The following is an 18,769-nucleotide window of genomic DNA, read 5'->3' as shown; positions in this document are numbered from 1 at the left end:
GTGAACGCCCGCGGCTGGGTGGTCGTGGGCGTGGTGATCGCCGGTGGCGCGCTGGCGGCGTCTGGCGCGATGCCCTGGGGTGACCCGCCGCCGCCGATCGAGGTGGTGGAGTCCGGCAGCGACGCGGCGCGGGCCGCGGGTGAAGTGACCGCACCGACGCCGGTGGATCCGTTCGCGCCGGCCATCCCGATCGTCGAGTCCGGCAGCGACGCCGCCCGCGACCTGGTCGGCGAAACCTACGTGCCGCTGCCGCCGATGCACGACCCGTTCGAGCTGCCCTCGATCCCGGTGGTGGAGAGCGGCACCGACGAGGCTTGGATCGCGCACGGGGAGGAGATCATCAACGTCGCCGAGCAGGAGCGATTGGCCGAGCGCCGGCGTCGCATCGAGGAAACCTTCCGCGCCAACAGCCCGTTCCCGCCCAACCCGGAATCCGAGCTGGGCCGGTACCGCTTCGACCTGCGGATCCTCCAGCTTGTGGATTCTTCGCGCGGGCTGGACCGCATCACCTATTTCGCGAACACCGCCGACGGCAGCCTGCTGTTCCCGGATTGGACGCTGGACGGCCTGCTGCCGGCCGGCACGTTCGGCGACGGTGCGCTGCACTTCGTGTTGCGCCAGGCCGACGGCGACGTGCTGGCCTGCGGCGAGCATCCCGATATCGGCAACGCCTGCCTGATGCTGGGCGAGAACCTCGGCCCCGGCTTCGCCTGGCTGCGCGACATGACCCAGCACCGCCGCTTCCTCGACACGATCCCGCGCGTGCCGCAGGCCCTGGGCGAGGGCCCCGGCGGCAACGTGCAGGGCATCCGTGGCAAGGGCGAGGACATCTTCCTGCAGATGTGGGTCGGCCGGAACCCGAGCCCGATCGCGACGCAGGTGCCCTTCATCGGCGCGGGCGTGGGCGTGATGAAGGATTTCCGCATCCGCGCCAACCGCACCGTGCACCGCACGCGCTGGGAGGGCGGCGACCTCGACGGCGGCGACCTGGTGATCGACCTGGTGGAAATGGAATCCGCGCGGATGGAGCGCGACACCTCGCTGTACCGCATCGTCACCGCCTTCACCGCCCAAGGCCTGGACGAGGCGATGGCGATCGGCAACCAGGTCCCCGATTTCGTCGGCCAGGCCACCGCCATCCGGGAAGCGCTGGACGCCTGCCCCGCGGGCCGCGCCGGCAGCGACTGCCGCAAGTTCCACCGCCAGCGCATGAAGGAGCTGGACCAGCGCATGCGCGACCAGGCCCTCGACTTCGGCCGCCGCCACGGGCTTCCGGTGGACGGGGACTGACTTTCTCGCGCTTGCATCGGCGCAGGCACCGGCCAACACTGTCGCCGCCGTACTTGGCGGCGACAGGGGAAACACGATGTCGAAGATGATCCGCGGCCTCGCGATGGCGATGCTGGTGATGTTGGCCGGGCTGGCGAACGCACAGGCCGTCGAGGAAGATCCGCTGGCGGCGTTCATCGCTTCCCTGCAGTTCCAGCAGGGCGAGGTGGCCGTTCCCGAGGCCAAGGCCAGGCTGCGCCTCACCGAAGGCTTCCGCTACCTGGGCAAGGCCGACGCCCGCCGCGTGCTCGAGGAGTTCTGGGGCAACCCGCCCGACGACACCGTGCTGGGCATGCTGGTGCCGACCGCCGATGGCCTGGACAGCGACCACAGCTGGGCCGTGATCCTGACCTGGAGCGACGACGGCTACGTGTCCGACGAGGACGCCGCCGAGATCGACTACGCCGAGCTGCTAGAGACCATGCAGGCCGAGACCCGCGACGCCAACCCGGCCCGCCGCGAGGCGGGCTATCCCACCGCCGACCTGATCGGCTGGGCCCAGCCGCCGCGCTACGACGCCACCGCCAAGCGCCTGCACTGGGCCAAGCACCTGCAGTTCGAGGGCAGCGAGGGCGGCACGCTGAACTACGACATCCGCGTGCTCGGCCGCGAGGGTTACCTGAGCATGAGCGCGATCGCCGGCATGGCCGACCTCGACCGGGTCAACGACGGCATGAACGAAGTGCTGGCCATGGCCGAGTTCGAGCCGGGCCACCGCTACGCTGACTTCAACGCCGACACCGACCGCACCGCGGCCTACGGCCTGGCGGCCCTGGTCGGCGGCGGCCTGGCCGCCAAGACCGGCCTGCTGGCCAAGCTCGGCCTGTTCCTGGCCAAGTTCTGGAAGCTGCTGCTGATTGCCGGCGTCGGCATCGTCGCCCTGGTGCGCAAGTTCGGCGGCAAGTCCAAGGACGAAGGCGGCACCGCCGCCTGATCGCAGGATCCGCCCGTGGCTGGTCGGTGCGACGCCGCTCGCTCAGCGTTCGCGCCGCCCCGCCGCCGGTGGGATGGATTCGACCTCGCGCAGGCCCGTCAGCGTCGCGCGGCGGGCAGTCCGAAGAAGGCGGCGGCGGTGGCGGTAGTGGCCGCGGCGGTCACCGCCACGTCTTCGCCGCGGTCGCGCGCCAGCTCCTCGATGATGTGCGCCAGGTACATCGGCTCGTTGCGGCGGTGGCTGGGCATCGGCTTCACGGTGCGCGGCAGCAGGTAGGGTGCGTCGGTCTCGACCATCAGCCGGTCGGCCGGGATGTCCTTCACGAACTCGCGCAGGTGCTGGCCGCGGCGTTCGTCGCAGAGCCAGCCGGTGATACCGATGTGCCAGTCCTGGTCCAGGTAGTCGAAGCACTCGGCGCGGGTGCCGGTGAAGCAGTGCACCACCACCGGGCCGAGCTGGCCTTCGAAGGCCTTCATGATCGCCATGAAATCGCCGTGCGCGTCGCGCTGGTGCAGGAACAGCGGCAGCTTGGTCTCCGAGGCCAGTTCGAGCTGGCGTTCGAAGGCGCTGCGCTGCGCCGGGCGCGGCGAAAAATCACGGTGGTAATCCAGCCCGCACTCGCCGGCGGCCACGACCTCGGGCTCGGCCTGCAGCGCGCGCAGCTCGGCGATGCCTTCGGCCGTGCATTCGGTGGCGTGGTGCGGGTGGATGCCGGCGGTGGCCCAGAGCAGGCCCGGGTGCGCCTTGGCCAGCTCCAGCGCCCGCACGGCCCCGGCGCGGCTGGCGCCGGTGACCACCAGCCGCGTCACGCCGGCCAGCACCGCGCGCTGCAGCACGGCGTCGAGGTCGGCGTCGAAGCTTTCGTGGCCCAGGTTGGCGCCGATGTCGATCAATTCCATGAACGGATCCCAGTCGCGAGGCCGCAATTCTAGCCGCCGGGCGTCAACCGCGGGCCCCGGGGCGCGTTCTGGCGCCCATGACCCGATCCGGATGGCTCGTCTTCACGCTTACCCTTGGCCTTGGCGCCCTGTGCCTGCCCGGCACCGGCGCGGCGCGGCCCACGCATGACCTGCAGCCGGTGCGCGTCGCCGTGCAGGCGCTCGTGGACGACTACGCGCTCGACGGCGCCTCGCTGCGGCTGGCCCGCGAAGGCCAGGTGCTGATGCAGGAAAACTTCGGCGGCTACCGCGGCGACGAGCGCGTGGGCATCGCCTCGGCCAGCAAATGGCTGTCGGCGCTGGTGCTCGGACGGCTGGTCGAGCGCGGCGTGCTGGCCTGGGACAGCCGCGTCGGTACCTACTTCCCGGACGCGCCGGCGGCCACCCGCGCGATCACGCTGGCGCAGCTGTTCTCGCATACGTCGGGCATCTCCGTCGACGACGCGGCCTGCCTGTCCAGCCGCCTGCTGACGCTGCAGCAGTGCGCCACGCAGATCCTGGCGATGCCGCTGGCCTACGCGCCCGGCACCGGCTTCGCCTATGGCGGCAACTCGATGCAGGTGGCCGGCGCGATCGCCGAGCGCGCCACCCGCGAGAGCTGGGACAGCCTGTTCATCGCCGAAGTCGTCGAACCGCTGGGCCTCGCCGCCACCGACTGGACCGCGGGCTCGGCCTTGCCCGGCTACGTTCCGAATGCGAACCCGCGCATCGGCGGCGGCGCCCGCTCCACGCTCGAGGACTACGGCCGCGTGGTGGACATGGTGCTGGCCGGCGGCCGCCACGGCGCGACGCCCTACCTCCGCGACGTGACCCTGGCCGCGATGGCGCTGGACCGCGCCGCGGGCTTGCCGGTTTACGCGACGCCCGACGGCGCCGTCGGCTACGGCTACGGCATCGGCCAATGGGTCGAAGCCAAGGACGCCCGCGGCAACACGCTGCGCGTCTCCAGCCCCGGCGCCTTCGGCTTCACGCCCTGGGTGGACTGGCGCAACGGCAGCAACGGCGTGCTGCTGGTGCGCGGCAACGGCGCCGCGATGCGCGACGACCTCACCGCCATCGAACAGCTCGCGCTGCGCCAGCTCGACTTCCAGCGCAGCACGCAGTCGGTGAAGCGCACCGGGCGCCTGCCCGGCCCCTGTGGGAGGGACTTCAGTCCCGATCCTTGCCACAGCCAGCCAAAAGCATCGGGACTGAAGTCCCTCCCACAGGGACCCAGTTCAACGCTCGACGCGAGGCGCCGCGCTCTCTAGCCTAGCGCGGTGAAACCCGCCGCCACCCGCCCCGACTTCCCGATCGCCGAGCTGCTGCCGCAGCTGCTGGCCAGCCTCGAGGCACACCCGCGCCTCGTGCTCGAAGCGCCGCCCGGCGCCGGCAAGACCACGCAGGTGCCGCTGGCCCTGCTGTCGGCCCCGTGGCGCGGCGACGGCCGCATCCTGATGCTGGAGCCGCGCCGCGTCGCCGCGCGCGCCGCCGCGGGTTTCATGGCGCGCCAGCTCGGCGAGGCGCCGGGCGAGACCGTCGGCTACCGCATCCGCTTCGAAGCCAGGGTCAGCGCGCGCACGCGCATCGAAGTGGTGACCGAAGGCATCCTCACCCGGATGATCCAGGACGATCCCACGCTCGAGGGCGTGGCCGCGATCGTGTTCGACGAATTCCACGAACGCCACCTCGCCGGCGACCTCGGCCTGGCGCTGGCGCTGGACGTGCAGTCGCAGCTGCGCGAGGACCTGCGGATCGTGGTGATGTCGGCGACGCTCGATGGCGAGAAGCTGGCGCGCTTCCTCGACGCGCCGCGGTTGACCAGCGCCGGGCGCAGCTACCCGGTCGCGGTGTCGCATTTCCCGGCGCGGCGCGACGAGCCGCTGATGGCGCAGCTGAAGCGCTGCGTGGCCGAGGCCGTGGCGAAGCATCCCGGGGATCTGCTTGTGTTCCTGCCGGGGCAGCGGGAGATTGGGGAGGCGATGCGGGTGTTTGGGGAGTCCCCTCTCCCCAACCCCTCTCCCCTGCGGGGAGAGGGGCTCGCGACTCCCTCTCCCCTTGGGGGAGAGGGCCGGGGAGAGGGCAACGCACTCGCCGTACTGCCCCTCCACGGCGACCTGCCGCTCGAGGCCCAGACCGCCGCGCTGAACCAAGACCCCGACGGCCGCCGCCGCATCGTCCTCGCCACCAACGTCGCCGAAAGCTCGGTCACGCTGCCGGGCGTGCGCGTGGTGATCGACGCCGGCCTCGCCCGCGAGCCGCGCTACGAGCCGAACTCGGGCTTCTCGCGGCTCGACACCGTCACCATCTCGCAGGCCTCGGCCGACCAGCGCGCGGGCCGCGCGGGCCGCGTGGCGGAAGGCTGGGCCTACCGGCTCTGGCCGCAGTCGCAGCGGCTCGAGCCGATGCGCACGCCCGAGATCGCCCAGGTCGAGCTGGCCGGCCTCGCGCTCGAACTCGCCGCCTGGGGCGCCGCCGACCTGCGCTTCGTGGACGCACCGCCGCCGGGCCCACTGGCCGCCGCGCGCGAACTGCTGCAGCGGCTCGGCGCGCTCGACGCGCAGCAGCGCATCACCGCCTTCGGCCGAGAGCTGATGGCGCTGGGCACGCACCCGCGCCTGGCCGCGATGCTGAAGGCGCCGCGTGATCCGGCCGAACGCGCCCTGGCCTGCGATCTCGCCGCGCTGGTCGAAGCCCGCGATCCCCTGCGCGGACGACGCGACGACATCGCCAGCCGCTGGCAAGCGCTCGCGGCCTTCCGGAAAGGCCGCATTGGCCCGGACGCCAACCGCGGCGCGCTGGCCGCGATCGACAGCGCCGCCAAACAGTGGCGCCGCCGCCTGCGCGTGGACGCCGCGCCGCCCGACGACGCGCCCGCGCACCTGCTCGGCGACCTGCTCGCGCACGCCTTCCCCGACCGCATCGCCCGCCAGCACCCGGGCGAGCCGCGCCGCTACCAGCTGGCCAACGGCCGCATGGCGCGGATCTTCGACGACAGCGCGCTGTTCGGCGAACCCTGGATCGTGGCCAGCGAGCTGCGCTTCGAGGCCAAGGACTCGCTGGTGCTGCGCGGCGCGCCGGTGGACGAGGCGCGGCTGCAGCGCGATTTCCCCGAGCGCTTCTTCGAAGGCGACGTGGTGCGCTGGGACCCCGACGCCCGCGCGCTGATCGCCCGCCGCGAGCGCCGCTTCGACCGCATCACGCTCGAATCCAAGCCGGCCGGCCGCCCCGACCCGGCGCTGGCCGCGCAGGCCCTCAGCGACGCCGTCGGCGAACTGGGATTGGACGCGCTGCCGTGGACCGAAGGCCTGGCGCAGTGGCGCGAACGCGTGCGCTGCCTGCGCGAGTGGCTGCCCGAGCTCGGCCTGCCCGACCTGTCCGACGACGCCCTGCTGGCGAGCCGCGAGCAGTGGCTCAAGCCCGCCTTCGCCGGCAAGACCCGGCTCGACGCGCTCGACGAGGAGGCGCTGGGCGAGGCCCTGCGCTCCACCCTGGACTGGTCGCTGCGACAGAAGCTCGACACCCTGGCCCCGCGCCGCATCACGGTGCCCTCGGGCATGGAGCGTGGGATCACCTACGAACACGGCCGCCCGCCGGTGCTGGCGGTGAAGCTGCAGGAGCTCTTCGGCCTGGCCGACACCCCGCGCGTGGCCGACGGCCGCGTGCCGCTGACCCTGCACCTGCTGTCCCCGGGCGGAAAACCGCTGCAGGTGACGCAGGACCTGCGCAGCTTCTGGGCCAACACCTACCCCGAAGTGCGAAAGGAAATGAAGGGCCGCTACCCGCGCCATCCCTGGCCCGACGACCCGTGGACCGCCACCGCCACCCATCGCGCCAAACCCCGGGGCACCTGAGGCCTCCGGATGCGCGATACGCCGTTCATGTAAATGGCGGTAGGCTACAGACGCAATCGCGCTTCCCGCGCCCCATCCCTCGGAGACACGCCATGAGCAAGACGAACAAGATCGTTTCGACCGCGCTGGCCAAGTTGAACGACGGCAGCGAACTGGCCAAGAAGGCCTGGAAGAATTCCGACCTCGCCGGCAAGGCCGGCGCGTTGGTCAGCGCCGGCGCGGGCCTGGCTGCGGTGAAGAAGGGCGGCGCGGCCGCGGTCAAGACCGTGCGCAAGCACCCGGTCGGCGCCGCCGTCACCGCCGCGACCCTGGCGGCCGTGGGCGCCGCCGTCTACATGGTCAACAAGAAGAAGAAAGCCGCGGCTGCCAAGCCGGCCGCCAAGAAGGCGAGCAAGCAGGTCGCCGCGAAGAAGGCCACCGCGCCGGCCAAGAAGGCCGCGGTGAAGAAGGCCCCCGCCAAGAAGGCGGCGGCCAAGAAGGCCCCCGCGAAAAAAGCCGCCGCCAAGAAGTAAAACCTCATGTAGGAGGGCCTTCAGGCCCGAAGCTTTCCGCCGAAACGCTTCGGGCCTGAAGGCCCTCCTACAGCCCCCTGCCAGCTCGCGGTCAGTCGTCAGCCGTGCGACCGGCCTTGAGCGAAATCGGCCAGCGCACCTCGCGCCGCCGCACCGGATCACCCCAGGCCGACGCAAACGCCGAGCCGAATTCCGATACCGCATCGCGCCCGGTTTCCTTCAGGAAACGCTGGCTGCTCGACCACGTGCGCAGGTAATCCAGGTACTGCCCCAGGTCCCACTCCACCGCCATCTCGAACCGCGGCGGATCGCTGATCGGCTCGAACGGGAAGGGCAGGTGCCGGTAGCCGTCGTCCACGTGCCGCCGCTCGGGCGGCCAGTAGGGGCCGAGCCGGTGTTCGTAGAGTTCATCGAAGACGTCGTCCACGCCGTGGTCCACCCGCGTGCGGCCGTAGCACCAGAGCGCGATCACGCCGCCGGGCCTGAGCACGCGCTGCGCCTCGGCGCAAAAGCGCTCCTGGTTTAACCAGTGGTAGGCCTGGGCCGCGGTGACCAGGTCGACGCTGTGGTTGCGCAGCGCGCTGTGCTCGGCCGATTCCACCCGCCAGGTGACGCGCGGGTCGGACGGCGCAGCGGCGATCTGCGCCTCGCTGGGGTCGCTGGCGTGCACGCGCTGGAAATGGTGCACCAGGGCCAGGCTGGCCTGGCCGTTGCCGCAGCCCACGTCCCAGGCCAGGTCGTGGTGCCGGCACTGGTCGGAGATCCAGGCGAACAGCGCGTGCGGGTAGGTCGGGCGGGCGCGGGCGTAGTCGGTGGCGTGTCCGGAGAAGTGGTCCTGGAAGGCCATGCCGCGCTCCTGCGCTACTGGGTGAGTTCCCGCCACTGGCCGGGCGGCAGGCCTTCGAGCCGGTGCGGGCCGACCGCGATGCGCAGCAGGCGCAGGCAGGGCAGGCCGACCGCGGCGACCATGCGCCGCACCTGGCGGTTGCGGCCCTCGGTGATGGTGAGTTCGATCCAGCTGTCGGGCACGGTCTTGCGCGCACGCACCGGCGGGTCGCGCGGCCACAGCCAGTCGGGCGCGCCGATCAGCACCTGGGCCTTGGCCGGGCGCGTGACGCCGTCGGCCAGGGTGACGCCGCTGCGCAGCTGGGCCAGGTGTTCGTCGCCGGCCACGCCTTCCACCTGCACCAGGTAGGTCTTGGGCCAGTGGAACTTGGGCGAACTGATGCGGGCGATCAGCGGGCCGTCGTCGGAGAGCAGCAGCAGGCCCTCGGAGTCCTGGTCCAGGCGGCCGGCGGCGTAGACGTCGGGCGGCAGCGAGAACCCGGCCAGCGTCGGCCGCGGCGGCACCGTTTTGTCGGTGAACTGGCAGAGCACGCCGTAGGGCTTGTTGAAGGCAATGAGCATCGGTCCAGTGTATCCCCGTGGGACACTGTGCGCTTGCCCCCACCCCTGAATCCCGGAGATCGCATGGCCGCGACCCACCCCCTGCGCCGGCTGGCCGGCTTCGCCCGGCCCCAGCGCCGCAATGCCGTCCTGGCCACCGTCTATTCGGTGCTCAACAAGTTCTTCGACGTGCTGCCCGAGCTGCTGATCGGCGTCGCGGTGGACGTGGTGGTGAACCAGGAGGACTCGTTCCTGGCCGGCTTCGGCCTGCCCGATCCGCTGCACCAGCTGTACGCGCTGGTGGCGCTGACGGTGGTGGTGTGGGTGGCCGAGTCGCTGTTCGAATACCTGTATGCGCTGAAGTGGCGCGGCCTGGCCCAGGACCTGCAGCACGCGCTGCGGCAGGCGGCCTACGGGCACGTGCAGAAGCTGCCGCCGGCCACCATCGAGCGCGAGCGCAGCGGCCGGCTGATGGCGCTGATGAACGAGGACGTGAACCAGATCGAGCGCTTCCTCAACACGGGCGCCAACGACCTGATCCAGGTGGTGGTGTCGTCGCTGATGGTGGGCGCGGTGTTCTTCGTGCTCACCGCCGACCTGGCGGCGCTGGCGATGCTGCCGATCCCGCTGATCCTGGTCGGTGCGTTCTGGTTCCAGAAGCGGCTGGCCCCGCGCTATGCCGCCGCCCGCGAGGCCGCGGCCACGGTGTCGGCGCGCCTGGACAACAACCTGGCCGGCATGGCGACCATCCAGGCGTACACCGCCGAGGATTTCGAAGCCGCGCACCTGCGCGAGGCCTCGGACGGCTTCCGCGCCCGCAATGCGGAGGCGATCCGGTTCTCGGCGGCGATCACGCCGGTGATCCGCATGGCAATCCTGGCGGGCTTCGTGGCCACGCTGCTTTACGGCGGCATGCTGACCCTGCGCGGCGAACTGGGCGTGGGCAGCTACTCGGCGCTGGTGTACCTGACCCAGCGACTGCTGTGGCCGCTGACGCGCCTGGCCGACATGACCGATCTCTACCAGCGCGCGATGGCCTCGGTGAACCGCGTGATGGACCTGCTGGATACGCCGGTGCCGGTGCGTGGCGTTGACGCCTTGCCGTCCGGCGCACGCGGCGAACTGCGCTTCGAAGGCGTGGGGCACGACTACGAGGGGCGTCCGGCCGTGCACGCGGTGGACTTGGCCGTGCCCGCCGGTGCGACCGTGGCCTTGGTCGGCGGCACGGGCGGCGGCAAGAGCACGCTGTTGAAGCTGCTGCTGCGCTTCATCGACCCGGCGCGCGGACGCATCCTGTTCGACGGCGCCGATGTCGCCGGCCTCGACCCGGCGGCGCTGCGCCGCGCGATCGGCTACGTCGCGCAGGAGCCCTTCCTCACCGACGGCACCGTGGCCGAGAACATCGCCTACGGCGAGCGTTCCGCCGACCGCGCCCGCGTCGAGGCCGCCGCCCGCGCCGCCGAGGCGCACGATTTCATCGCCGCGCTGCCGCAGGGCTACGACAGCCCGGTGGGCCAGCGCGGCAGCCAGCTCTCCGGCGGCCAGCGCCAGCGCATCGCCCTGGCGCGCGCGCTCTACCGCGACCCGAAGGTGCTCGTGCTGGACGAAGCCACGTCGGCCGTCGACAACGAGACCGAAGCAGCCATCCAGCACTCCCTGGCCACCGCCGCGCGCGGGCGCACCACGCTGGTGGTGGCGCACCGGCTGAGCACCGTGCGGCATGCCGATGCGATCCATGTGCTGGAGGCCGGGCGGATCGTCGAGTCGGGTACGCACGATGAACTGGTGCAGCGCGGCGGAGCGTATGCGGCGCTGTGGCGGCTGCAGACGGGCGAGGTTGCGTAAGGGTCCTGCTTCCTGGTTGCCTTCGGACCGGCCCATTGCGGCCAGGCCGATGGCAGGGGGGTCGTTCGACACTTCTCGCGGGACATGGCGGCGCCACAGTCTGTGCGGAAGCGCTGGCTGGCCAGTGAACCTTCCCTCCAGGATGCCGTCGCATGGGTTTTGATTCGCGCTACCGTACCGCCGCACTCAGCTCGCTGGCCGTAACCGCGCTGGCGGCATTGCACCTGGCGTATGAACATTCCAACGGCGGCGTGGTGAGCCACCACCTGCTGGCGCGGCCCGACCTGCCGCTGATCTCGAACTGGCTGGAGCTGGCGGTGCTGCCCGTGCTGGGCTGGCTGTTCGGGTGGCGGCTGCACGGACGGTCGGCGGCCGGCTCGCCGACCCGCGCTGGCGCGCCGCGGTCGTTCTGGTTCGCCGCGGGCGGCGCGTTCGCTTACGGAGCCCTGCTCGCCGGCGGCTTTGAATTCGGCGTTTCCGACCTTACGTCCGCGCTGTTCTATGGTCTGTTCCTGATCGCGGTCGCCTTGCCGGTCTACCGCGTGGAGTTCTTGCTGGGGTTCGTGCTCGGCATGACCTTCACCTTTGGTGGCGTGTTGCCTGCGCTGATCGGAGCCGTGTTCGGGTTAATTTCACTCGGCGTCCGCCTTGTCGCGCGGGCCGTCGTCTGGGCGGCGCGCTCCGTTGGCCGTCCAACAGGCGGTGCACGATAGCCAGGTCAAACAATTGACCGGCACGCCGCCAACGTCGTGATGGGAAGTTGTCGTATCCCGACAAGTCCGGAAATTCGCCTACCTATTCCGCAATATTCAGCGCGACGCACTATGCACGGTCGCCTGCTGGATATCGCGCTGGCCTACCTGAAGCGTTCGAAGTGGCCACGACATGCATCAGGCAGAAGCCGCGACATATTCTGCTTGACGCGGGTCGTAGCCCTGTCCAACCATCCCGGAATATGCCTTCCCGGGAAGGCCTAGTAGGCGTTAGGCGCTATGGAACAGGCCATTCACCAGCTCCTCGATTCCGATCTCGCAGATCTTGAGGCCAAGCGCGACTGGGTCAGGAATCACTACGAGCAGAACGCCCGGCACAAGTACGACACCGTCCAGGGAAAGCTGAACCTGTTGGACGCCATCGTTAGCAATCGCTGGGTTGCGCCCGACGAGACTCTCAAGCTTCAGTGCCTAGGCATAACCTTGGGCGATGCACTCGCCCAGCACATGGCCTTGGTCTGGGTACTCGTCGAGGACGATGATGGCCGGGACCCGGCGCTGAGCCTTGCTGGCACAACGGTTCTTGTTTTCCCGCAGACCATGATCTCAAAGAGGGTGGAGGATGGAGAGGAGATCGATGTGTTTGAGCTGTTCAATGGCATTTGCGAGGCTATACGCAGTTCGGCAGATAATAGCGCCTAACATTTCGCTCAAGCGGACAGATCAATCGCTTCGCGATTGATGCTGCCGCTTAGCTCCAGCGTTAGGCCTTCATGGACAGTCTCGTTCAACTCCAGAAGTGGTATCTATCGCAGTGCAACGATGACTGGGAGCACGGTTATGGGGTGCGGATCGAAACGCTGGACAACCCCGGGTGGAGTTTTGATATAGACCTAGTCGGAACCTCCCTGGAGGGAAAGCATTTCGAGATCACGCACTACGGAATGTTCGAGGCGGCTGAGACCAGCGGCGACGAATGGATCATCTGCAAAGTGGAGGGCGGCAAGTTTGCTGCTCGTGGCGGGCCACTGAAGCTCGATGAAATGCTCACCATTTTTCTTCGCTGGGCTGACGCCGCGGCCTGACTAATCATTCAAGCCGCCGCCTTCGGCGCGGCTTAACTTAGACGTTAGGCCTCTTCATGCTCGTATCCGACATGGTTACAGATCTGAACGCAGCTCTCGAACAATTTCCGAGCGCTTCAAATTGGCGCGTGGGTATTGCTTGCTACGCCGAAGATCATAGTGGCGACATCAATATGATGGTCATTTCTAGCTTCGACGCGGATGGCTATGACGACTTTACATTGGTGCCAGAGGGTATGGGACTACCCATTGGCATTCAGGAGAATCCAATTACAGCTGGCTCGCTACTTGCTGCGCTAGAGTCAAATCCGAAATGGACCGCTTTTGCAGCCTACGCGATGGCTGAGTCCATTCGGCTCCCAGACGGTCGTGTCGTGACAAAGAACCTACCGCTATGGGGCACCGGCGTGCACGATGCCGCTAAGTTGGTTTACTTCTACTATGGCACCTCAAGTCCAGAGGCCTAACTTATCAATCAAGCCGATGCCTTCGGCGCGGCTTAACTAAGGCGCTAGTCCTGATGGGTGGAGCAATGTCGGCGCTCGAAGGAAAAGTCCCGCCGCCTGTTCTAGTGGTCCTGGCCGCAGCGACCATCTGGCTACTGCCCCGAGCTTTTGAGCCCCCTGGAATCCTGTCGCAGGCTGGTCTCGCGCTGGTAGTGGCGGGCCTTGCCATCAACGGTTGGCCCAAGGTCTTGTTCCGGCGCGCCGGTACCTCGGTCAGGCCGGTCCGGCCGTCGCTGGCTTCCGTGCTCGTTATGCATGGGCCTTACCGGTTCTCCCGCAATCCGATGTACCTCGGCTATGCGGTCGCCCTGCTCGGCTGGTCTGCGTGGCTGGCGCAGCCCTGGGGGCTGGTCGTGGTCGCCTTTTTCGTCGCCTACATCACTCGTTTCCAAGTAATCCCCGAAGAGCGGCATCTGTCCTGCCGGTTCCGGGCGCAGTACGCTGCGTACCGCCGGGCGGTCCGACGCTGGGCCTGAACCCTGGCAATTCATCCAAGCCGACGCCGCTTCGCAGCGCGGCTTAACACATACGTCAGTCCGCATCTGGAGCCACTTCAATGCTCAGATTCACGCTTGCAACGTTTGGACTCGGATGGGCCTTCATTCTTGCCGTCGCGGTTGGCTTGATCGCGCAAGACAGCAGGCTGGGGTTTGGCCCCTTGGCCCTATTGGGAGCCTCGACCATGGCCGGACTCATGGGCGGGTTAGAGGACCCAGAGAAACGGGCCCCATACTTTTTGCTTGCGGCTGCCGCGTTCGCCAGCGGCATGCTCTATGTGGTACTGCGCTACTTCATGTTGCTCGCCTGGGCAGGGCACTAGCGCGCGGCCTGGCTCAGGGCGCCAGGCGCCACAGGCATGATTTCGCAGATCAGGAGGAGTGATGGTAGCCGGCATCGTTCTGTTCTTCGCCTTTACCGTGTTCTGTTACTGGGCAATCTTCATGCGCGGGGCGGATGTCCTGGACCAGTTCATTGTTTCCGGGCAGTCCAGCAAGCACTTTGGTCCACGGAAGCTCAAGATCTACATTGCCGTCGCCTGGCTCTTGTGGCTCGGCCTCACGTTGCTCCAGGTCCTTTTGGGTCCAAAGACATGACACAAGTTGTCGGGTCCGCCATGAAACTACTCCCGGTAATGGCAACGGCATTGGCACTAGGCGTCTCGGAAGCAGTCGCGGCACCGCCGGAACTGTGTTCGGGTGTCGAACGCCAGACGGAACCGGAAATGCGGATTCGCGAATCGGATCTTGGCCACGCGGCTGCCGCCGCCGCGGCAAGGTGGCTGCATGAGAGGCTCCAAGAGGATCCGTTGCGCGCGGAGTTTCAAACCGGAGCGCTGAATAAGCTGAAGACCATCAACGGGCATATGCTTCTTCAGCAAGCGCTGGACGACCGAAAGGATTTCGGCGTGGGATCGGTCGAGGCAACTGAGTCGCAGGTCTCGTTTTGTAATTGGCTGGTCACGGACGGATTCTGGTGCGACTAGTCGCGCTCCGCGGGCCAAACCAAGCCGACGGCTGAGGCCCGAACTAATCCATGGCCTCTGACCTTAGGCAGACTGTCTTCGAAACCGGGAATAACGCCATGGTTAATCACCTCCTTCTTTCAAGCGCGACGGCGCTTATGCTTGCTTCATGCGCGCACACGCCGCCCAAGCCATCACCGTTGCTGGGCACCTGGACCGCCACCAGCCAGAACGCCGCGGGCTCTTCTTTCCACTTTCGCCCGGATGGCAGCGCCACCTGGAACCTGGGTCAGCCCTTCGAGATCCGGTATCTGATCAACGACTCCTCCGCGCCGACCCGTTTGGACTTGTCCGGCTTCCAGACCGGTCCACTCAAGGGGCGCACGCTCTATTGCCTGATCGAGCTAGCGAATGACACGCTCCGGATGGATTGCGAGCCCACGGCACACCCCGCCTCGTTCAACCCCGGGCAAACCCAGGTGTTTACCCGTCAATCGGGCGGCGCCTGACCCCTCGTTACAGCTGGGCCGGGCAGCCTGCCCTTGCGCCGTTTTTTCGAGCCGCGGAAGATCATCACCATGTACCGGGCGGCCACCGACGACCAGGGCCAGGTTTCGTGTTCGAGGGGAGGGCACATGGAAATGGGTACGGAAGAGAACGAAGCGATCGTCCGTGGCGTCTGCGAGCGGGTGCAGGCGGCCGTCGCCGCCGGGGAACCGATCGCCGCCCGCGACCAGCTCATCTACGACATTGATTACCTGGTCATGGAAGCCAATAGCGGCGCCTCGTACGAGCAGTACTTCCGTTGGGCGTCGCCGGAAGAAATCGGGCGCGTGGTCGCCGCTTGCCGCGCCGTTGGTCTCGACGAAGTTGCCGCCCTGACCGAACAAGCCATCGCGGTGGCTTTTCCCGACGGCATCCCCTCTGACCCTGAATCGATGGATGAAGCCACGGATTGGTCGGAGGAGCAGGAGGACCAGCTCCAGCAACTCTTCGGGAAACTGGAAGACCACAACGGCCGGATAACCAATGTACTCGGCCGCTATGCATCGGGTTCGACACCGGGTGTTTCGGAGCACTGATGAACCGTGAGAAAGGAAAGTCGATGAGCCCCAAGTACTTCGCCCTCGTGGTGGCCTGCATCGTGGGGCTCGCGCTGCTGAGGTTCGTGGAGGCGGGTTATCTGCTCAGCACCCTCCCCAGCGAGGCGGAGATGGAACAGAAGGCGGGCGCGTTCGTCGAACAGATGCGTCCGCTCCTGCCCGAAGGTGCCCAGGCCGCGGAGGGAACCATCCATTACCTGAGCCTGGCCGGCGAGCAACGGGTGCGCAGCGAACGACGGGATCGTGCCCTGGCCAATCTGCAGTTCGGCTTCTTGGCGCTGCTGCTGCTGTCGCTGCTGGCGATGGAGCGGCGGGCGGGCCAGGCGGCCGTCGCCCGGGCCGCGGCAGTGCCTGAGCAGAGTCCGGACAGCACCGCGAAATAACTGCGCCTTCCCTCCGCGGCCAACGGTCGTCCAGCATGGCCGTGGCGGCTCTAAATGGGTGAGGTCGCGTAACGGCGCTAAGCACCGCTACCCGTGACGAAAAATTCGGCTTGACGCGAACCGGGGTGCCATCGAGGCTCCCACGGGTGTCTCCTGCAGTGTCGGCTGTCGACGCGCGCCTGCCCATCATCACAACGGGGAAATGTCGATGAGGTTGATTTCGATCGGGGCATGGTCAGTGCCTGCGCTGCTGCTGATGTGGTGGGTTTCCACCGGCGAAGGCCGCGAGGCGGAGGCTCCCGAGGTGCCGCTCGTCGTCGAGACGGGCGCGCCGGAGGTGCCCCTCCTGAACAATGAATACGACGGCGCGCCCGGCGACCTCTCCACAATCCGCACCGACCTGGTGGCCACCCCTTCGCGGCTTAAGATGAGCGCCGTGCTGGGCCGGCCCATGCCTACGGCGGAGCTGGTGGTGCAGGCTTCGCAGAACGTCGCCGTGCTGCAGGCGCGGCCCACGGCCGGTGGCATTGACCGCGAGCCCACGGTCACCCGCGTCGACGGGCGCGACTTCCGCGTCCAGGTCCGCGTCGAGGACGGCCTGGCGCCGGGTACCCACCGCGGCTATGTCGAGCTCAAGACCTGCCTGGATGACGCCTGCCTCAGCGCGGTCCAGCGCGGAACCCTGTACGTGCCCTTCGAAGTGCTGGTCACCGATCCGGCGAACGCCCCGCTCGGCGAGTGGGAGACCTTCCAGCGCGATGCCGGCCATACCGGCTATGTGCCGGCGACTTTCCGTCCCCGTTCCTTCGCATACAAATGGGAATGGCGCCGGCCCACCAGCGGCACGCTTGGCTTCATCAATGCGGTGACCACGGCGCCGGGCCTGGTGTTCGTGTCCGATGACGAATACCACGGCTCGCCGAGCCTGCGCGCGCTGCGTGAAGAGAACGGCGTCGAGGCCTGGCAGCAGGTCTTCCCCAACTTCCCGGCGCTGAACCCGCCCGCCGCCGCCAGCGGCAAGGTCTACGTCGCCACCACCGGACACCAGCAGACCTTCCTGTGGGCCTTCGACGCGGCGACCGGCGCGCCGGTGTTCCAGAACGCCTTCGCCGGCCAGTGGCCGCACGTGCTGGCGCCCACGGTCCGCGATGGCCGCGTCTACACCAATGGCGGCTATTACGGCGGCGGCGTCTATGCCTACCACGCCACCGGCGGCGACCTGGAATGGTCCATGTTCAGCGGCGACGACGACATGACCACGCCGGCCGTGGACGAGTCGCGGGTGTACTTCTACGACGGCACGGCGCTCGTGACCTACGACACCGAAACCGGGCAACGGCTGTCGATCACGTCTGACCCCTACGCCCCGGGCCAGGGCTATTCGCACCACGGCGCGCCGATGCTCGGGCTGCCCGACAGCGTCACCACCTTCAGTGGCGGCGCCTTCAGCGGCCGCGCTTCGTCCAGCGTCGAGCAGTTCGGCGCGCGTTGGTTGATCAACTTCTCGGTCAAGAACAACGTGGCCCGCTGGCGCACGTCGCGGGGGTACATCACCCAGCCGGCCACGGCCAAGGGCGTCATCTACGCGGGTTCGAACCTGCCCAAGTCGTTCGACGCCATCGACGAGGCCACCGGCCAGGTGCTGTGGTCCTGGGTACCGCCGCCGTCGGACCTCAGCTTCCACCGCAACGTCATCGTCACCGACAACCTCGTCTTCGTCAGTACCAACCGCGCCATCTACGCCATCGATCTTGTGACGCGCCAGCCGATCTGGTCTTACCCCACGCCGGGCATGATGGCCATCTCGGGCAGCGGCACGCTGTACATCGTCGAGGGTGCCCGTGAGCCGACGGGGCGTTTGATTGCGATTTCGCTGAAGTAATGCGATGGGTTTGAGGCGCGCGACGGCGCCAGTGGCGAGGCAGAAGGCCCACGGATTCGTGGGCCTTCCCTTAGGTGCAGATACTCCTGCGGCATGTTGTGTTGACGAAGCTCTTCGCCATCTGCAATCGACGACATTTTGCTCCAATAACCAGTTACGCCTCTCTGCCGGGGCATATGCGGGGATCGGCCGATGTCGTGCAGGAGCGGCGTCCGGGGAACCTGTTGACGCCGGGAATGTTTGGTCTTGACGTGCGTGGATGGCCGGGAGAATCATTCGGCCATATGCCTCGATTCTGAGGTCCAATAAGAAGTTAGGTCCGCGGTGGAAGCTTTTAGGCACATCAAAGATTGGCTATCCCGAAGATCGTCTCCAAAGTGGCAGGCGATCGCCTCGGATGACGCCGGCTTCACCTCAGGTTCCCTTCAAGTCAAATGGTCCGAGATCATCTCCGTTGCGGCATTCAAGCGAGATATGCTCACGGTCGACGATGTTTGGTTCCAACTTGAGACAGACCAAGGGACGGTCATGATCTGCGAGGAGCAGCCTGGCTTCGACAAATGGGAATCGTGTCTTTGCACCGCAGTACCGGCGGTCGCGAACTGGCGCGACTTGGTCATTCAGCCGCCATTTGCAGAGAACTTCAGCATCCTCTACCGTCGCACCTAACTAATCATTCAAGCCGAACCCACTGCGTGGGTCGGCTTAACTCAGGCGTTAGGCCGTCCACCAACTTTCGAGGCAAGGATGATCATCACCCCAGTTCACGCGAGTGAAAGGCAAGAACTTCTCGACCTGGCAGTCAGGACCGGGCTGTTCTCTCCCTCAGACGCTGAGGGACTACTTGGTGGCGTTTTG

General features: G+C 67.8%; 20 protein-coding genes. 17 read left to right on the top strand and 3 right to left on the bottom strand.

Annotated elements, in window-relative coordinates; genetic code table 11:
• Together VFV21_RS08880 and VFV21_RS08875 are read left to right on the top strand one after the other, a co-directional pair.
• Complete coding sequence (locus VFV21_RS08880; protein ID WP_329669072.1) at positions 1-1,290, top strand: hypothetical protein; 1,290 nt, start codon at positions 1-3, stop codon at positions 1,288-1,290.
• Positions 1,291-1,366: 76 nt separating this feature from the next.
• Entirely contained in the window at positions 1,367-2,263 is an 897-nt protein-coding gene (locus VFV21_RS08875) for a DUF2167 domain-containing protein (RefSeq protein WP_329669071.1), read from the top strand.
• A 98-nt stretch (positions 2,264-2,361) separates the two neighbouring features.
• Here the strand turns inward: VFV21_RS08875 and VFV21_RS08870 are convergent, their stop codons facing one another.
• Entirely contained in the window at positions 2,362-3,162 is an 801-nt protein-coding gene (locus VFV21_RS08870) for a TatD family hydrolase (protein WP_329669070.1), read from the bottom strand.
• A gap of 77 nt (positions 3,163-3,239) precedes the next feature.
• Here VFV21_RS08870 and VFV21_RS08865 point away from each other — a divergent pair, with 77 nt between their 5' ends.
• The 3 genes from VFV21_RS08865 (at position 3,240) to VFV21_RS08855 (ending at position 7,546) form a co-directional block, all read left to right on the top strand.
• Positions 3,240-4,451: a serine hydrolase domain-containing protein gene (locus VFV21_RS08865; RefSeq protein ID WP_329669069.1), complete on the top strand. Its 1,212-nt coding sequence runs from the start codon at positions 3,240-3,242 to the stop codon at positions 4,449-4,451.
• 9 nt (positions 4,452-4,460) lie between these two features.
• Complete coding sequence (hrpB, locus tag VFV21_RS08860; protein ID WP_329669068.1) at positions 4,461-7,034, top strand: ATP-dependent helicase HrpB; 2,574 nt, start codon at positions 4,461-4,463, stop codon at positions 7,032-7,034.
• Between the two features lie 92 nt (positions 7,035-7,126).
• Positions 7,127-7,546, top strand: coding sequence for a hypothetical protein (locus tag VFV21_RS08855; protein ID WP_329669067.1), 420 nt, complete (start codon positions 7,127-7,129; stop codon positions 7,544-7,546).
• Positions 7,547-7,637: 91 nt separating this feature from the next.
• Here VFV21_RS08855 and VFV21_RS08850 read toward each other — a convergent pair whose 3' ends face one another.
• A complete protein-coding gene (locus tag VFV21_RS08850) occupies positions 7,638-8,393 on the bottom strand; it encodes a class I SAM-dependent methyltransferase (RefSeq protein ID WP_329669066.1) in 756 nt (251 codons plus the stop codon).
• 14 nt (positions 8,394-8,407) lie between these two features.
• Complete coding sequence (locus VFV21_RS08845) at positions 8,408-8,953, bottom strand: pseudouridine synthase (protein ID WP_034212327.1); 546 nt, start codon at positions 8,951-8,953, stop codon at positions 8,408-8,410.
• Positions 8,954-9,016: 63 nt separating this feature from the next.
• Between VFV21_RS08845 and VFV21_RS08840 the strand changes: the two genes are divergently transcribed.
• The 12 genes from VFV21_RS08840 (at position 9,017) to VFV21_RS08785 (ending at position 17,911) form a co-directional block, all read left to right on the top strand.
• Positions 9,017-10,777 (top strand): ABC transporter ATP-binding protein, encoded by a 1,761-nt coding sequence (locus tag VFV21_RS08840; protein ID WP_329669065.1) that lies wholly within the window; start codon positions 9,017-9,019, stop codon positions 10,775-10,777.
• A gap of 152 nt (positions 10,778-10,929) precedes the next feature.
• Complete coding sequence (locus VFV21_RS08835) at positions 10,930-11,490, top strand: hypothetical protein (protein ID WP_329669064.1); 561 nt, start codon at positions 10,930-10,932, stop codon at positions 11,488-11,490.
• Positions 11,491-11,769: 279 nt separating this feature from the next.
• A complete protein-coding gene (locus VFV21_RS08830; RefSeq protein ID WP_329669063.1) occupies positions 11,770-12,192 on the top strand; it encodes a DUF3806 domain-containing protein in 423 nt (140 codons plus the stop codon).
• A 71-nt stretch (positions 12,193-12,263) separates the two neighbouring features.
• Entirely contained in the window at positions 12,264-12,575 is a 312-nt protein-coding gene (locus VFV21_RS08825) for an immunity 53 family protein (RefSeq protein ID WP_329669062.1), read from the top strand.
• Between the two features lie 56 nt (positions 12,576-12,631).
• The gene (locus VFV21_RS08820; RefSeq protein ID WP_329669061.1) at positions 12,632-13,042 is read left to right on the top strand and encodes a hypothetical protein; all 411 of its coding nucleotides are present in this window, start codon (positions 12,632-12,634) and stop codon (positions 13,040-13,042) included.
• Between the two features lie 65 nt (positions 13,043-13,107).
• Positions 13,108-13,557 carry an isoprenylcysteine carboxylmethyltransferase family protein gene (locus tag VFV21_RS08815; protein WP_329669060.1) on the top strand — a complete coding sequence of 150 codons (450 nt, stop codon included), beginning with the start codon at positions 13,108-13,110 and terminating at the stop codon, positions 13,555-13,557.
• A gap of 405 nt (positions 13,558-13,962) precedes the next feature.
• Positions 13,963-14,175: a hypothetical protein gene (locus tag VFV21_RS08810; protein ID WP_329669059.1), complete on the top strand. Its 213-nt coding sequence runs from the start codon at positions 13,963-13,965 to the stop codon at positions 14,173-14,175.
• Between the two features lie 20 nt (positions 14,176-14,195).
• The gene (locus VFV21_RS08805; RefSeq protein ID WP_329669058.1) at positions 14,196-14,564 is read left to right on the top strand and encodes a hypothetical protein; all 369 of its coding nucleotides are present in this window, start codon (positions 14,196-14,198) and stop codon (positions 14,562-14,564) included.
• Between the two features lie 50 nt (positions 14,565-14,614).
• Entirely contained in the window at positions 14,615-15,052 is a 438-nt protein-coding gene (locus VFV21_RS08800) for a hypothetical protein (protein WP_329669057.1), read from the top strand.
• A 33-nt stretch (positions 15,053-15,085) separates the two neighbouring features.
• A complete protein-coding gene (locus tag VFV21_RS08795; protein WP_329669056.1) occupies positions 15,086-15,625 on the top strand; it encodes a DMP19 family protein in 540 nt (179 codons plus the stop codon).
• Complete coding sequence (locus VFV21_RS08790) at positions 15,625-16,029, top strand: hypothetical protein (protein WP_329669055.1); 405 nt, start codon at positions 15,625-15,627, stop codon at positions 16,027-16,029. The genes VFV21_RS08795 and VFV21_RS08790 overlap by 1 nt, the downstream gene beginning before the upstream one ends.
• Positions 16,030-16,267: 238 nt before the next feature.
• Complete coding sequence (locus VFV21_RS08785) at positions 16,268-17,911, top strand: PQQ-binding-like beta-propeller repeat protein (protein WP_329669054.1); 1,644 nt, start codon at positions 16,268-16,270, stop codon at positions 17,909-17,911.
• Positions 17,912-18,769 lie beyond the last annotated feature (858 nt).

The sequence above is a fragment of the Arenimonas sp. genome (assembly GCF_036275555.1).
In the GTDB taxonomy this organism is placed as follows: domain Bacteria; phylum Pseudomonadota; class Gammaproteobacteria; order Xanthomonadales; family Xanthomonadaceae; genus Arenimonas.
This window is presented reverse-complemented; position numbering and strand designations above follow the sequence as displayed.

Coding starts and splice junctions, on each gene's coding strand:
- VFV21_RS08810 (WP_329669059.1), top strand. CDS start 13,963: ATGGTAGCCGGCATCGTTCTGTTCTTCGCCTTTACCGTGTTCTGTTAC.
- VFV21_RS08835 (WP_329669064.1), top strand. CDS start 10,930: ATGGGTTTTGATTCGCGCTACCGTACCGCCGCACTCAGCTCGCTGGCC.
- VFV21_RS08830 (WP_329669063.1), top strand. CDS start 11,770: ATGGAACAGGCCATTCACCAGCTCCTCGATTCCGATCTCGCAGATCTT.
- VFV21_RS08855 (WP_329669067.1), top strand. CDS start 7,127: ATGAGCAAGACGAACAAGATCGTTTCGACCGCGCTGGCCAAGTTGAAC.
- VFV21_RS08800 (WP_329669057.1), top strand. CDS start 14,615: ATGGCCTCTGACCTTAGGCAGACTGTCTTCGAAACCGGGAATAACGCC.
- VFV21_RS08850 (WP_329669066.1), bottom strand. CDS start 8,393: ATGGCCTTCCAGGACCACTTCTCCGGACACGCCACCGACTACGCCCGC.
- VFV21_RS08790 (WP_329669055.1), top strand. CDS start 15,625: ATGAACCGTGAGAAAGGAAAGTCGATGAGCCCCAAGTACTTCGCCCTC.
- VFV21_RS08875 (WP_329669071.1), top strand. CDS start 1,367: ATGTCGAAGATGATCCGCGGCCTCGCGATGGCGATGCTGGTGATGTTG.
- VFV21_RS08865 (WP_329669069.1), top strand. CDS start 3,240: ATGACCCGATCCGGATGGCTCGTCTTCACGCTTACCCTTGGCCTTGGC.
- VFV21_RS08840 (WP_329669065.1), top strand. CDS start 9,017: ATGGCCGCGACCCACCCCCTGCGCCGGCTGGCCGGCTTCGCCCGGCCC.
- VFV21_RS08805 (WP_329669058.1), top strand. CDS start 14,196: ATGAAACTACTCCCGGTAATGGCAACGGCATTGGCACTAGGCGTCTCG.
- VFV21_RS08845 (WP_034212327.1), bottom strand. CDS start 8,953: ATGCTCATTGCCTTCAACAAGCCCTACGGCGTGCTCTGCCAGTTCACC.
- VFV21_RS08870 (WP_329669070.1), bottom strand. CDS start 3,162: ATGGAATTGATCGACATCGGCGCCAACCTGGGCCACGAAAGCTTCGAC.
- VFV21_RS08820 (WP_329669061.1), top strand. CDS start 12,632: ATGCTCGTATCCGACATGGTTACAGATCTGAACGCAGCTCTCGAACAA.
- VFV21_RS08825 (WP_329669062.1), top strand. CDS start 12,264: ATGGACAGTCTCGTTCAACTCCAGAAGTGGTATCTATCGCAGTGCAAC.
- VFV21_RS08815 (WP_329669060.1), top strand. CDS start 13,108: ATGTCGGCGCTCGAAGGAAAAGTCCCGCCGCCTGTTCTAGTGGTCCTG.